This window comes from Sanguibacter keddieii DSM 10542 (assembly GCF_000024925.1).
Taxonomy (GTDB): Bacteria; Actinomycetota; Actinomycetes; order Actinomycetales; family Cellulomonadaceae; genus Sanguibacter; species Sanguibacter keddieii.
In genome coordinates this window covers 331637-345260 of record NC_013521.1, presented here as the reverse complement: position 1 = coordinate 345260, position 13624 = coordinate 331637, and the positions used below count along the sequence as shown (strand labels likewise).

The following is a 13624-nucleotide window of genomic DNA, read 5'->3' as shown; positions in this document are numbered from 1 at the left end:
CGAGGTCAGGCCACGCCGCGGATCCGCAGGACGGGCACGAGGGACACGAGCACCAGGGCGATCGCGAGGACGAAGAGGCCCTCGTACGCTCCGCCGGTCGCGGACAGCAGGAGCGCCGCGACCACCGGGGCGAGCGTCTGGGGCAGCACCTGAGCGAGGCCCAGGACGGCGAGGTCACGACCGGTGGTGAGTGCCTCCGGCAGGACGTCGATCATCAGCGCGGTGTCGACCGCGAGGTACACGCCCCGGCCCAGCCCCGCCACGACCGCGTAGACCAGGACCGCGCCGACCGTGGGCGAGACGAGAGGCACGACGAGCGCCGCGGCGACCACGACCGTCGAGACGACGACGAAGGGCTTGCGCCGACCGAGCCTGTCGGTCCACCGTCCGGTGAGCGCCGCACCGACCCCGAGGCAGACCGTGTGCACCCCGACCACGAGGCTCGCCTGCGCGGCGGCCTCCGTCCGGGTCAGGCCCACGTGGTCCATGAGGATGAACAGCATGTAGCTCGAGATCATCTGGTTCCCCAGCACCAGCGCGAAGCGCCCGACGAACACCCGCCGGAAGTCGTCGTGCCTCCACAGGCTCACGAGGGTCGCCACGACGGTGGACGCCCGGGGCGTCGCGCCAGCGGCACTCCCGACCAGGGCAGCCTCGGGGACGGCACCTTCGAGCGCCGCGCCGGACGACGTCTGCCGCACGAAGACGACCGCGGCGACGAGCACGAGGCCCGCGAGCGCGCCGGTCGCGAGCACCGGCCGGTCGACGAGCCGAGCAGCCCACACCACCCCGAGCGCCAGCCCCGCGGCGACCCCGACCCCCAAGAACGACCCCGCCCGTCCGCGCTGCCGGCGGTCGACCCCGTCGGCGACGGCCGCCTCGAAGGGCGACTGCACTGCGTTGAGCAGCGCCTGGGCGGCGACCCAGCCGAGCGTGAGCCCCAGGACGGAGGTCGCCCACCCGAGCGACAGGACCGCGGGCACCGCAGCCACGGCCGCACCGAGGATCCACGGCGACCGGCGGCCCCAGCGAGAGCGGGTGCGGTCGGAGAGCGCCCCGACCCACGGCGAGACGACGAGGGTCACGAGCGACGACGACGTCATGACGACGGCCAGGCCGACCTCTTTGCGGGACTCGTCGACGAGGGCGACCTGCGAGGGGATGACGATCCCGCCGAGCCCGCCGTAGGCGGCGTTGAGCGCGACGGCAAGGAGCAGGGCCGACCACAGGAGCCGTCGCCCGTCCCGCGCAGCAGGCATCGTCACCGGGGCTCCTCGGAAGATGTTTCTGGGGCCGACCGCGTGAGGTCTCGGGGCGCTGCACGTCAGGTGTCGTCGGCCAGGAGACACCGTAACGCCGGGCAGCCCGCAGGCACGGCGTGCACCGGTATGAAACCCGGTATGGAATACGCCTCTCCCGGCGTCCCGGCGCCGTCCAGGGTGCGAGCCTCGGTGAGCGTCGGCCCTGGAGAACGCGCTGCCACGGTGCCCGGCCAGCATGACGCAGACCGTCTCCGGTCGACCGTGCCACGCCCATCCTCGAGGAGCATCTCCGTGCATTCAGCCCTGTCCACCGCCCCCGCCCGACCCCGGCGGGCGTCCGCACCGTCGGCCGCACGTCTGGGTGGCGCGACCCTCGCCGCCGCCCTCGTGCTCGCCGGAGCCACCGTCGTCGCCCCCGGCGCGGCGTGGGCCGCCGACCCCTTCTCCCCGACGTCTCTCTACGGGACGATGTCGGGCAGCCGCACCATCCAGGAGATCGACCCGACCACCGGGACGGCCGCCCCGACCACGCTGACCGTGCCGGTCGTCGGCGCGAACCCCGGGAACGTCAACCAGATCGGTGTGTCCGTCGACGGCGGGCTCCTCATGCTCACCGACGGCACGACGGTGCACCGCTACACGGCCTCGACCGAGGAGTGGGTGTCGGTCGCCCGCACCACGGGCCCGGATGTCGCGAACACGATGGGCGGGGTCGACGCGCGGTCCGGTGACCTCTTCTTCGGGGGTCAGTCCAGCGGCTCGACGTTCACCTTCGCGCGCTACGACGCGGCGACCAACACCATCGCCCCCGACTCCGTGACGGTGACTGCAGCAGGAGCCCCCGGCGGCAACGGTGACCTCGTGTTCGACGGCCAGGGCAACATGTACTTCGTCGCCGGGGCGGGCGACGCCGCGACCGGCGGCCAGGTGTACCGCGCCGACGCGGCCGACATCGCCACCGGAACCGCGACGGCCACCGCCGTGGGTGGCGCGATCACCGCAGGCGGCGTCAACTCGATCGCCTTCGGCAGCGACGGCTACCTGTACCTCTACGGGGGCGGCACGTTCTTCCAGATCAACCCGACCACCGGTGGGACCGTCGGCTCCCAGGCCTTCGCGACGCCGCTGACCGACCTGGGCAGCCGGGCACTCCCCTTCACCGCACGCCTGACCACCGAGCTGCCTGACGGCCGCTACGACGACGGTGACGACTTCACCGTCGAGCTCGGCACCGGCGGCGACCCGATCGGCAGCCCGGAGGGCACCGACGGACGCGACTCCGCCGTCGTCGGCCCGATCCTCATCCTGCCGGGGCAGACCTACACGATCGACCAGCGCCCCACCCCGGGCACGAACCCGGACGACTACACGACGACGTGGACGTGCCTCGACGCCTCGACCGGGGGCCTCGTCACCTCGGGGACCGGCAGCTCCGGCTCCTTCGTGGTGCCCGTCGGCGTCACCGACGTCACCTGCTCCTTCGAGAACGTCGCCAAGGACACCACCGCCGCGGCCGACGACGAGAAGCTCGACAACGCGCAGGGCCAGCCCGTCACCCTCCCCGTGCTCGGCAACGACGCGGGCGTCGACCTCGACCCCGCCTCGGTGCGGGTCGTCGGGGCCGAGGGCGACCTCGTCACCGAGCTCGTCGTCGAAGGCGAGGGCACGTGGACCGTCGACCCGGCAGACGGCTCGATCACCTTCACGCCCGCCGCCGGGTTCTCCGGCAACCCCACGCCGATCACCTACCAGGTGAGCGACGACCGCGGGAACACCGCCCAGGCCGACGTCCTCGTGACCTACGTGCCCGCAGCCGCCGCTGACCAGTCGCTCGACAACGTCCAGGGCCAGCCGGTCACCCTCGACGTGCTCGGCAACGACCTCGGCGACCTCGACCCGACCACCGTCCGGATTGTCGGGCCCCAGGGCGACCTCCTCACCGAGCTCGTCGTCGAGGGCGAGGGCACCTGGACCGTCGACCCGGTCGACGGGTCGATCACCTTCACCCCCGCCGCCGGGTTCACGGGCAACCCCACCCCGATCACCTACCAGGTGAGCGACGTGCGCGGGCTCAGCACCGAGGCCCTGGTCACGGTGACCTACCTGGCGGCGACCGTCCCGCTGACGCCCGGGTCCCCGGTCACGCCCGTCACGCCGGTGACCCCCGCGGCACCGGTCGCGCCTGCTGCGCCTCAGGCACCCGCCGTCGCGGCGGCCCCGGCCAGCACGCCGGCCCCCACCGTCGCGGCCGAGGGCCTCGCCAGCACCGGCTCGGCCGTCGTCTGGATCGTGGCCGCGGGCCTCGCGGCATCGGTGGCCGGAGCGTCGCTGCTCCTGCTGCGCCGCCGGAGCACGCAGGGCTGACCCTGCTCTGAACGATCGAGGGTGAGGGCCCGGCGGACGTCCGCCGGGCCCTCACCTCGTCGTCGTGGTGGAGCTGCTGGACGACGTGGTGGCGGGGCTAGTGTGGCGCTGAGCGTCTGCGAGGCGACCTGCCTCGACCGCAGACCGACGACGCACCGACAGCAGGGGGAAGCAGCCCGTGGACGAGAGCCCCACACCCGAGGACTACCGCCGAGCAGGGCTGCAGGCCGCTCGACGACGGGCACTGCTGATGATCGTCCTGCTGACGCTCCTCGCCGCCGGGATCATCGCCGCTGCGGCCTGGCTGATCTCCGGCTACGAGCCGCCGTCGACGGCTGCCGAGGCGCACGGGGTGCAGGGGTCGGCGCACGCGGTGGCGCTGGGTACCGAGGCGTAGAGCCGGAGACCACGAGAGGTTTTCCACAGCCCCGCCGAGAACGCCGATCACGGACCTCTGCGCCGTACGATGACGGTTCGGGAGGAGGTGACGGATGGCTGACCGCGTGAGAGTGCGACCGACGCTGCTCGAGTGGGCTGCGACCCGCGCCGGGCTCGGCGACGACGAGGTCGCGCGACGCTTCCCGAGCTTCAGCGCCTGGGTCTCCGGTGACCGTCGCCCCACGTTCCGCCAGCTCGAAGGATTCGCGAAGGCCGTCCACGCCCCGCTCGGGTACTTCTTCCTCGACGAGCCGCCCGAGGAGCCGGTCCCGCTCCACGACTTCAGGACCTTCCGCGACGAGCGCGTCAGGCGCCCGTCCCCCGACCTCCTCGACACGATTCACCTGTGCCAGTCCCGCCAGGAGTGGTACCGAGAGCACGCCCTCGCCGAAGGCAGCGAACCCGTCTCCCTCGTCGGGTCCGTCACCACGACCGCCCCGGTCCGAGATGTCGCCCGGGGCATCGCGACGGCCCTCCGCTTCACGGTCGAGGAGCGTGGCGCATACGCCAGCTGGGAGATCGCGCGACGGCGGCTCATCGACGCCGCCGAAGACCTCGGCGTCCTCGTGATGGTCAGCGGGATCGTCGGGAACAGCACGCACCGGCGGCTCGACCCGCAGGAGTTCCGCGGGTTCGCCCTGGCCGACCCGCTCGCGCCGGTGATCTTCGTCAACGGTGCCGACACGAAGGCGGCACAGATCTTCACCCTCGTGCACGAGCTCGCGCACATCGCGGCAGGGCAGACCGGACTGTCTGACGTCGCCCTCACCGATCACGACGGCCAAGCCGACGAGCGATGGGCGAACGAGGTCGCCGCCGAGGTCCTCCTGCCCCTCGCGGACCTTCGTGAGCACTACCGCCAGCCGCCCGACGTCGGCGAGCTCGAGCGGCTGGCGCGGTCGTTCAAGGTCAGCACCCTGGTCGTGGTCAAGCGCGTCTACGACGCCGGCCTGCTCGGCTGGGACGAGTACCGGGAGCTGTACGACGCCGAGCTCGAGCGTGTCGTAGCGATCCTCGCGCGACGCGACGACGGTCCCGGCGGAGGTGACTGGCTCAAGACCCAGCCCTTGCGGGTGAGCCGGACCTTCGCCCGGGCCGTCACGACCGACGCGTTCGAGGGCCGGACGCTGTTTCGCGACGCCTACGCACTCGTCGGGGCCGCGAGGCACGAGAGCTTCGAGCACCTCGCCGCCGAGGTCGGGGTCGGAGGCCGCTGATGTACCTGCTCGACGCGAACGTCTTCATCCAGTCGTACCGCGCCCACTACGGGTTCGACATCGCGCCGGGCTTCTGGGAGTGGCTCTCACGCGGCGGGGCTGTCGGGATGCTGGCCAGCGTCCGCATCATCAAGGACGAGCTTGACGTGGGTCAGGACGAGCTGACGGGCTGGGCCGTCGATCACGCACCCCTCTTCCTCGCGATGGACGCAGCGACTCAGCCGACCCTGGCCCACCTCGCCCGGTGGACCACCTCTTCCTCGACCGGCTACACCCAGGCCGCTCAGGCCGAGTTCCTCGCGAGCGGCGACTATCAGCTGGTCGCCTATGCCCACGCCTACAACCACACCGTCGTCACCTACGAGGTCCCCGCTCCCGGGTCGAAGAAGAAGATCAAGTTCCCTGACGCCTGCCGAGCACTGGACGTTCCGTGCACCGGGCCCTACGCGATGCTCCGCGAGGAGTCGGCACGGTTCGTCCTCGAAGCCTGAGCCTCCTGGGAGCCCGGTGGCCGACCGCGAGGCGACCAACCGGTGGGTCACGCTCACCGCTGCTGCGCTCGCCCTCGTCATCGGCGCGTCGCTCGCCTGGGTCGTAGCCCGCGGCATCGTCCGCCGCCTGCACGCCGTCCGTGACGCGCTGCGGGGCCTGGCCGACGGCGACCTCACCGTCCGTGTCGACGTCGACTCCGCCGACGAGACCGGCCAGATGGCCGAGGCGCTCAACGAGGCGTCCGGCAACGTCGCGGCCCTCGTCCGAGACATCTCCGCGACCACCACGGCTCTCGCGAGCGCCAGCCAAGACCTCGAGACCGTCTCGGCGTCGGTGGCCGCCGCCTCCGACCGCGCCTCGCAGCAGGCCGACGACGTCACGCGTGCCGCTGCGGGCGTCTCGGAGAACGTCTCGACCGTCGCCGCCGGCTCCTACGAGATGGAGACCTCCATCCGGGAGATCTCCCGGAACGCCAACCAGGCCGCCGAGGTCGCCGCGACCGCCGTGAGCGCCGCGCAGAAGACGGACACCGCCGTGGTGAGCCTCGCGGACTCGAGCACCGAGATCAGCAACGTGGTCCGCCTCATCACCGCCATCGCCGACCAGACCAACCTGCTGGCGCTCAACGCGACCATCGAGGCGGCACGCGCCGGTGAGGCCGGCAAGGGCTTCGCCGTGGTCGCCGGCGAGGTCAAGGAGCTCGCGCAGGAGACTGCCCGGGCCACCGACGAGATCTCCCGGCGCGTCGACGCGATCCGCACCGACTCGCAGGGCGCGGCCGACGCCATCCGCGAGATCGGGCAGATCGTCGCGTCGATCAACGACTACCAGATGTCCATCGCCTCGGCCGTCGAGGAGCAGACCGCGACCACCAACGAGTCCGGCCGCAACATCACCGAGGCCGCCAGCGGGTCCGTGCAGATCGCGTCGCACATCTCCGGAGTCGCCGAGTCGACCGGCGAGGTCGCCCGCGGCATCGTCCAGGCTCGGGAGAGCATCGAGGGGCTGGCAGCCCTGGCCCGCGAGCTGAGCTCGCAGGTGGCGCGGTTCCGGCACTGAGCACGAGGCAGCGCCGCAGGGACGGACGACGCCACCGTCGCCTCCAGGGATCGCCACAGGCCGTTGCAACGTTGTAACCTCCGAGCATGGCCACTGGACCAGAGGGGAGGGCAGCCCCGACGCTGCGTGACGTCGCGCAGGTCGCCGGCGTGTCCTTCAAGACCGTCTCGAACGTGCTCAACGACCACCCGCAGGTCCGCCCCGCGACCCGCACGAAGGTGCTGGCCGCGGTCGAGCAGGTCGGCTACCGGCCGAACCTCGCGGCACGCAACCTGCGCCTCGGCCGGAGCGGCGTCATCGGGCTGGCCGTCCCCGAGCTCGGCCAGGCGTTCTTCGCGCAGCTCGCCGACGAGGTGATCCGGGTGGCCGCCGAGCAGGACCTCGTGGTCCTCGTGGAGCAGACCGGGGGTCTGCGCGAGCGCGAGCTCGAGGCCCTGCGCAACCCGCGCCTGTCGCTGACCGACGGGCTCCTCCTGGCCCCGCTCGGGCTGACCCAGGACGACGTCCTGCCCGACCCGGCCGGTCGACCGCTGGTGGTCCTCGGCGAGCCGCTGTTCCCCGGGCCGGTCGACCACGTGACCATGCAGCACGAGGCTGCGGCCCGCGCCGCCACCGAGCACCTGCTCGGGCTGGGGCGCCGCCGCGTCATGCTGCTCGGCGCGCACGCGACCGAACGCACCGGGGTGGCCGCCCTGCGCTACGCGGGGTACCGAGAAGCCCTCACAGCCGCCGGCCTCGCCGTGGACGACGACCTCGTGGTCCCGGTCGAGACCTGGGACCGCAGCAGCGGCGCCGAGGCCATGGCCCGGGTGCTCGACGCCGGAGTGCGGATGGACGCGGTCTTCGCGATGAACGACGACCTCGCGCTCGGCGCGCTGCGGTCGCTCCAGGAGCGCGGCGTGGCCGTGCCCGGCGACGTCGCCCTCATGGGCTTCGACGACGTCGCCGACGGCCGGTACACCTACCCGAGCCTCACGACGGTCGAGCCCGGGCGGCACGACATCGCCCGCGCCGCGGTGACGATGCTGTCGGAGCGGATCGCCGACGCCGGCACCGGGGCGATCGAGCCCCGCCTCACCGCACCAGAGTTCCGGCTCGTCGTCCGGGAGTCGACAGGCGGCTGACCGGCGCGTTCGTCGCGTCACGACCTCGCACCCGCAGGTCCCACCCGGACAGGGCTTGACAGCACACGCTCTCCAGTCGGAAGATCTCACTTACAACGTTGTCTTACAACGTTGTAAGTGGGATTCCCTGAAAGGACACCGCAATGAAGCGCATCCCCTCCCTCGTCGCCGCGTCGCTCACCCTGGCGCTCGTCTCCCTCACCGCCTGCTCGAGCGACGGCTCGTCCGACGCCGACGGTCCCGTCGAGCTGACCTTCTGGCACGGCTACACCGAGGCCGACGGCGACGTCCTCGAGCAGATCGTGGACGACTTCAACGCCGCGCACGACGGCGAGATCACCATCACCACCCAGGTGAACCCCTGGGCCGTCATCGACGACACGTTCCTGCCCGCCCTCTCGGCGGACAACGGCCCCGAGATCGTCGCCATGCCGGCAGAGCGCCTGCCGGTCTACGCCGACCGCGGCGCCTTCGTCGACCTCGACGACTTCTACGACGCCGACGAGGCGACGCCCGCCCTCAACACCGGCGCCCTCGACATGGTCACCGTCGACGGCACCCGGTACGGGGTCCCGACCGGCTTCGTCCCGCTGACGATGTTCTACAACAAGGCGCTCTTCGACGCCGCGGGCGTCGAGGTCCCCACCACCTGGGACGAGTGGGTCACGGCCGCCGAGGCCCTCACCGTCGACCAGGACGGCGACGGCACCCCCGAGCAGTACGGGCTCGCCCTCGCCGACCACGCGACCGTCGGCAACGGCGTGTGGCCCTCCCTCTTCTACGGCAACGGCGGCGCGATCGTCGAGGACGGCAAGGCCGTCGTCGACTCCCCCGAGAACGCCGAGACCCTCGAGTTCTGGCACGACGCCATCACCGCAGGGAAGATCAGCCCCACCGGCGTCGACGGCGTGAGCGGCGACGGGCTCTTCAGCAGCGGCCGCGCCGCGATGTACATCGGCGGCCCCTGGATGGCGACCGTCTCCGAGGAGAACGGCGTCGACTACGGCATCGCCCCGATCCCGGCCGGCCCGCAGGAGCAGGCCGCGTCCGCGATCGGCGTCTCGATGGCCCTGACAGAGCAGGCCGACCAGGCCCAGCAGGAGGCCGCGCAGGAGTTCTTCAGCTACTTCCTCTCCCAGCAGGAGGCCACCACCTGGGCGCTCGGCTCCGGCTGGCCGCCGCTGCGCACCGACGTCCCCGCGTCGGACGTCGCGGAGAACCCCGTCGTCGCAGCGCTCACCGAGCAGGCCGCGCTCGGCCGTCCGCTGCTGCCCGGCGTCGTCAACAGCACGGACGTGCTCACCGCCGTCGACACCCTCACCCAGCGCGCGATGGCCGGCGACCCGGTCGACGCCCTGCTCGCCGAGGCGCAGACCGCCGTCCAGGCCGCACTGGACGACTGACGGGACCGCACCACCCGCCCCACCCCTGGACCGGCCGCCCCCGGGACCCCCCTGCTCGGGGGCGGCCCCCGCTCGAGAGGTACCCCCATGACCACCGCGCACGTGGACAGGCCCCGCAAGCGGCCCTATCGCGCACCAGCGCCGCTCGGCGGCCGCGGCAGCTCCGGCGTGCAGCGCACGCGCACCGGCAGCCGACGCTCCCGCTCCGCCCTCGCGTTCCTCGCACCCGCCCTGATCGTCCTGGCGATCTTCGTCGTCTGGCCGATGGTCTCGGCCCTGCAGATGTCCTTCACCGACGCCAGCGGCTTCGGTCAGGCGGAGTGGGTCGGGCTGGACAACTACACCCGGATCTTCACCGACCCCGACATCCGCGACGCCGTCGTCAACACGGTGGTCTACGCCGTCCTGTTCACCCCGACGGCCGTGGTGGTGGCTCTCGCCCTCGCACTGCTGCTCACCAGCGACCGGCTGCCGCTGCGCGGCCTGTTCCGCACCGCTCTGTTCCTGCCCTTCATCATCTCGCTGGCCGTGGCCGCGCTCGCGTGGTCGTACCTCATCGACCCGCAGGTCGGGCTGCTGCACTACTGGCTGCGCGGTGTCGGCATCGACCTCGGCAACGTGCTGCAGGACCCGACGCTCGCGATGCCCGCGGTCGCTCTCGTCGCCGTGTGGAAGAACTTCGGCTTCTACATGGTGATCTTCATGGCCGGCCTCCAGGAGATCCCCGGCTCGCTCTACGAGGCCGCGAAGATGGACGGCGCCAACGCCTGGACCCGCTTCTGGCGCATCACCCTGCCCATGCTGTCGAGCACCACGGCCTTCGTGCTGATCTTCGCCACCATCGCCGCGCTCCAGGCCTTCGACCAGATCTACGTGATGACCGGCGGCGGGCCCTACGGCAACACCCAGACCGTGGTCATGGAGATCTACGAGTCCGGCTTCCGCAAGCTCGACCTCGGCTTCGCGTCAGCGCTGTCCTACGTCCTGCTGCTCGCCACCCTCGTGCTGAGCATCGTCCAGTTCGTCTTCTTCGGGCGCCGCGAGGAGGAGTCCTGATGTCCGTCGCCACCCCTGCCCCCGTCCGCACCGCGGTCCGCCCACCGGCCGCCGCACCGCGCCGCCGCGCCCGGGTCCGCGTGTCGACCGTCGTCATGACGGTCGGCGTCGCGATCGCCACCCTGGTGGCCCTGCTCCCGCTGTTCATCGTCCTGTTCACCGCCTTCAAGCCGACGGCAGAGGTCAACGCCTTCCCGCCCACGCTCCTGCCCGACGCGTGGACCACGGCGAACTTCGAGCGGATCTTCTCCGACCTGCCCTTCGCCCGGCTCATCGGCAACAGCTTCCTGTTCGCCGGCGGCGTCACGCTCTTCGCCGTCACCTTCGACGCCCTGGCCGCGTACGCGCTGGCACGGATCGACTTCCGCGGTCGCAAGCTCATGCTCGTCGCGATCGTCGCGACCCTGATGATCCCGTTCCAGGCGACGCTCGTCCCCGTCTACCAGATCGTCAGCGACCTCGGGTGGGTCAACTCCTTCGCCGGGCTCATCGCGCCCCGCGCGGCGGACGCCTTCGGGATCTTCTTCCTCCGGCAGTTCTTCGTCGCGCTGCCTCGCGACCTCGACAACGCCGCCCGGATCGACGGTGCCTCCGAGCTCCGGGTGTTCTGGCAGATCATCCTGCCGAACGCCCGACCCGCGATCCTCACCCTCGCGATCTTCATCTTCGTCAACAACTGGAACGACCTGCTCTGGCCGCTGGTCTTCACCACAGAGAGAGACATGGGCACCATCACCTCCGGACTCACCCAGCTGACAGGCCCCGGCGGCATCGTGCCGTACGGCGTCATGATGGCGGGCTCGCTCGTCGCCGTCGTCCCCCTGGTCCTCGCCTTCATGCTCGTGCAGCGCAAGTTCATCGAGTCCATCGCCACGACGGGGCTCAAGTGAGCGCCGCCAGCCGCGCGCCGCGGTGGTACGAGGACGGCGCCCTGCACTTCGGCCTCGGCATCGAGGACACCTTCGTCCCGCAGGGCGGTCCGGGCGAGCGCCCGATCGACGAGTACGAGCTCACCGACCACTACGCCCGCTACTCCGAAGACCTCGGGCTCGCCTCCGACGCCGGTGCGACCTTCATGCGCTGGGGAGTGCCCTGGCACCGGGTCAACCCTGAGCGGGGCGTCTGGGACTGGTCTTGGGTCGACCGGGTCGTCGACCGGTTCGGCGAGCTCGGCCTGCGCCCGGTCATCGACCTGCTGCACTACGGCACGCCGCTGTGGCTCGACGGGCAGTTCTCGAACCCCGACTACCCGCAGGTCGTCGCCGAGTACGGCGTGGCCTTCGCCGAGCGCTACGGCGACCGCGTCACCGACTACACCCCGGTGAACGAGCCGATGATCCACGCGCTGTTCTGCGGCGTCTACGGCTACTGGCCGCCCTACCTCACGGGCGACGAAGGACTCACGACGATGGTCCGCGCGCTCGGCGAAGGGTTCGTCCGCACGCAGCGCGGCATCGCCGACGTGCTGGGCGACCGCGCGACCTTCATGCACGTCGACGCGTCCATGCGGTACGCGGGCGACGTGCACGGCGAGCACCGTGCGACGGCCGAGCGCCTGCGGCACCAGGCGCACCTCGTGGAGGACCTCGTCACCGGCCGCGTCGTCGACCAGCACCCGCTGGTCGGCGTGCTGCGCGGCCATGGCATGGACGACGCGTCCCTCGCGTGGTTCGCCGACCACGCCGTCCGGCCGGACATCGTGGGGGTCAACTACTACCCCCGGATCTCGACCGAGCTGTTCGAGGAGGGGGTGCACCACGGCGGTGGTTTTGCCGACCCGCGCCCAGCCCAGGACGCTGGTGTCGACGGGCTCGTCGAGGTGCTCCTCGAGGCCGAGCGCCGGCACGGCGCACCCGTCATGCTCACCGAGACGGCCGTCACCGCACCGGTGGCCGACCGTGTCGCGTGGCTGCACGAGTCGGTCGCCGCGATCCGCACCCTGCGCTCGCTCGGCCACGACATCGCCGGGTACACGTGGTGGCCAGTCTTCGACATGTACGAGTGGACGTACCGCCACGGCACGGCCCCGCGCGAGGAGTACCTGCTGACGATGGGCCTGTGGGACCTCGTCGAGGACGGGTCTGGCGGCCTGGACCGTCTGCGCACCCCGGTGGCCGACACCTTCCGCGCGCTCGCGACCGATGCACGCGCCAACGGCGCGCTGCCCGAGAAGAGGTGGGCCGCGTGAGCGGGAGCGTCGAGGTCAACCCGATCGTGCTGCAGCGGGCCGATCCCTGCGTGCTGCGCCACGACGGCACGTACTACTTCACGGGGTCGCACCCGCTCTACGACCGTGTGGTCCTGCGACGGGCGGACCGGTTGGAGGACCTTCAGGCCGCCGAGGAGGTGACCATCTGGGAGCGGCACGCCGACGGCCCGATGTCCCACCTCATCTGGGCGCCGGAGATCCACCGGGTGGACGGCGCCTGGTACGTCTACCTCGCGGCGGCTCCCGACGACCACGGGACGGTCGACGTCCCCGGGGCCGCGGAGACGTTCAACCACCGGGTGTTCGTCCTCGAGAACACCGCCGACGACCCCTTCACCGGAGAGTGGGTCGAGCGCGGGCAGGTCGACACCGGGTGGGAGTCCTTCGCGCTCGACGCCACGAGCGTCGTCGTCGAGGGTGTCCAGTACCTCGTCTGGGCGCAGCAGGCCTTCGACGTGCGCGGTCACTCCAACATCTACATCGCCCGGATGGCGAACCCGTGGACCCTCGCTACCCCGGCCGTCATGCTCACCCAGCCCGAGCACGACTGGGAGACCGTGGGCTTCTGGGTCAACGAGGGACCGTCCGTGCTGGTGCGCGGCGGGCGGGTCTTCCTCACCTACTCGGCCTCGGCCACCGGCGTCGAGTACGCGATGGGCCTGCTGACCGCCGACCTCGGCAGCGACCTCCTCGACCCGGCGTCGTGGACCAAGAGCCCCGCGCCCGTGCTCGTCTCCGACCCGTCGGTCGGCCAGTACGGTCCCGGCCACAACTCGTTCACCGAGCTGCCCGGCGGCACCCCCGTGCTCGTCTACCACGCACGGACGTACACGGACATCGCCGGCGACCCGCTCTGGGACCCGAACCGTCACGCACGGGCGCAGGTGCTGCCCTTCGACGAGGACGGCAACCCCGTGTGGGGGACACCGGTCGCAGACACGCGGCCCGTCCCGACGAGCCAGGAGGTGCTACCGCCGGGCGGGATGTGAGCGGACGAGGT

Annotated in this window: 12 protein-coding genes; 11 read left to right on the top strand and 1 reads right to left on the bottom strand. The window is 71.8% G+C overall.

Annotated features, from left to right (window positions below):
* Positions 1-5: 5 nt before the first annotated feature.
* The gene (locus tag SKED_RS01555) at positions 6-1259 is read right to left on the bottom strand and encodes an MFS transporter (protein ID WP_245534627.1); all 1254 of its coding nucleotides are present in this window, start codon (positions 1257-1259) and stop codon (positions 6-8) included.
* Positions 1260-1553: 294 nt separating this feature from the next.
* Here SKED_RS01555 and SKED_RS01550 point away from each other — a divergent pair, with 294 nt between their 5' ends.
* From SKED_RS01550 to SKED_RS01500, 11 genes are all read left to right on the top strand, one after another.
* Entirely contained in the window at positions 1554-3626 is a 2073-nt protein-coding gene (locus SKED_RS01550; RefSeq protein ID WP_012865352.1) for an Ig-like domain-containing protein, read from the top strand.
* 178 nt (positions 3627-3804) lie between these two features.
* Positions 3805-4023: a hypothetical protein gene (locus tag SKED_RS01545; RefSeq protein ID WP_042437678.1), complete on the top strand. Its 219-nt coding sequence runs from the start codon at positions 3805-3807 to the stop codon at positions 4021-4023.
* 94 nt (positions 4024-4117) lie between these two features.
* Positions 4118-5281, top strand: coding sequence for an ImmA/IrrE family metallo-endopeptidase (locus SKED_RS01540; protein ID WP_012865350.1), 1164 nt, complete (start codon positions 4118-4120; stop codon positions 5279-5281).
* A complete protein-coding gene (locus SKED_RS01535; protein WP_012865349.1) occupies positions 5281-5772 on the top strand; it encodes a DUF4411 family protein in 492 nt (163 codons plus the stop codon). Before SKED_RS01540 ends, SKED_RS01535 begins: the two co-directional genes overlap by 1 nt.
* Positions 5773-5788: 16 nt before the next feature.
* On the top strand, positions 5789-6832 hold the full coding sequence (locus tag SKED_RS01530; protein WP_012865348.1) for a methyl-accepting chemotaxis protein: 1044 nt from the start codon (positions 5789-5791) through the stop codon (positions 6830-6832).
* Positions 6833-6918: 86 nt separating this feature from the next.
* A complete protein-coding gene (locus SKED_RS01525) occupies positions 6919-7956 on the top strand; it encodes a LacI family DNA-binding transcriptional regulator (RefSeq protein WP_012865347.1) in 1038 nt (345 codons plus the stop codon).
* A gap of 143 nt (positions 7957-8099) precedes the next feature.
* Positions 8100-9359 (top strand): ABC transporter substrate-binding protein, encoded by a 1260-nt coding sequence (locus SKED_RS01520; RefSeq protein ID WP_012865346.1) that lies wholly within the window; start codon positions 8100-8102, stop codon positions 9357-9359.
* A gap of 87 nt (positions 9360-9446) precedes the next feature.
* Positions 9447-10415: a carbohydrate ABC transporter permease gene (locus SKED_RS01515; RefSeq protein WP_012865345.1), complete on the top strand. Its 969-nt coding sequence runs from the start codon at positions 9447-9449 to the stop codon at positions 10413-10415.
* The gene (locus SKED_RS01510; RefSeq protein WP_012865344.1) at positions 10415-11305 is read left to right on the top strand and encodes a carbohydrate ABC transporter permease; all 891 of its coding nucleotides are present in this window, start codon (positions 10415-10417) and stop codon (positions 11303-11305) included. Before SKED_RS01515 ends, SKED_RS01510 begins: the two co-directional genes overlap by 1 nt.
* Positions 11302-12603, top strand: coding sequence for a family 1 glycosylhydrolase (locus SKED_RS01505; protein ID WP_012865343.1), 1302 nt, complete (start codon positions 11302-11304; stop codon positions 12601-12603). Before SKED_RS01510 ends, SKED_RS01505 begins: the two co-directional genes overlap by 4 nt.
* Positions 12600-13613 carry a glycoside hydrolase family 43 protein gene (locus SKED_RS01500; RefSeq protein WP_042438345.1) on the top strand — a complete coding sequence of 338 codons (1014 nt, stop codon included), beginning with the start codon at positions 12600-12602 and terminating at the stop codon, positions 13611-13613. Before SKED_RS01505 ends, SKED_RS01500 begins: the two co-directional genes overlap by 4 nt.
* The last annotated feature ends 11 nt before the right edge of the window (positions 13614-13624 follow it).

What these genes read in the sequence shown, in the direction of transcription:
- SKED_RS01510 (WP_012865344.1), top strand. Translation starts at nt 10,415, where the DNA reads ATGTCCGTCGCCACCCCTGCCCCCGTCCGCACCGCGGTCCGCCCACCG.
- SKED_RS01525 (WP_012865347.1), top strand. Translation starts at nt 6,919, where the DNA reads ATGGCCACTGGACCAGAGGGGAGGGCAGCCCCGACGCTGCGTGACGTC.
- SKED_RS01520 (WP_012865346.1), top strand. Translation starts at nt 8,100, where the DNA reads ATGAAGCGCATCCCCTCCCTCGTCGCCGCGTCGCTCACCCTGGCGCTC.
- SKED_RS01555 (WP_245534627.1), bottom strand. Translation starts at nt 1,259, where the DNA reads ATGCCTGCTGCGCGGGACGGGCGACGGCTCCTGTGGTCGGCCCTGCTC.
- SKED_RS01540 (WP_012865350.1), top strand. Translation starts at nt 4,118, where the DNA reads ATGGCTGACCGCGTGAGAGTGCGACCGACGCTGCTCGAGTGGGCTGCG.
- SKED_RS01535 (WP_012865349.1), top strand. Translation starts at nt 5,281, where the DNA reads ATGTACCTGCTCGACGCGAACGTCTTCATCCAGTCGTACCGCGCCCAC.
- SKED_RS01515 (WP_012865345.1), top strand. Translation starts at nt 9,447, where the DNA reads ATGACCACCGCGCACGTGGACAGGCCCCGCAAGCGGCCCTATCGCGCA.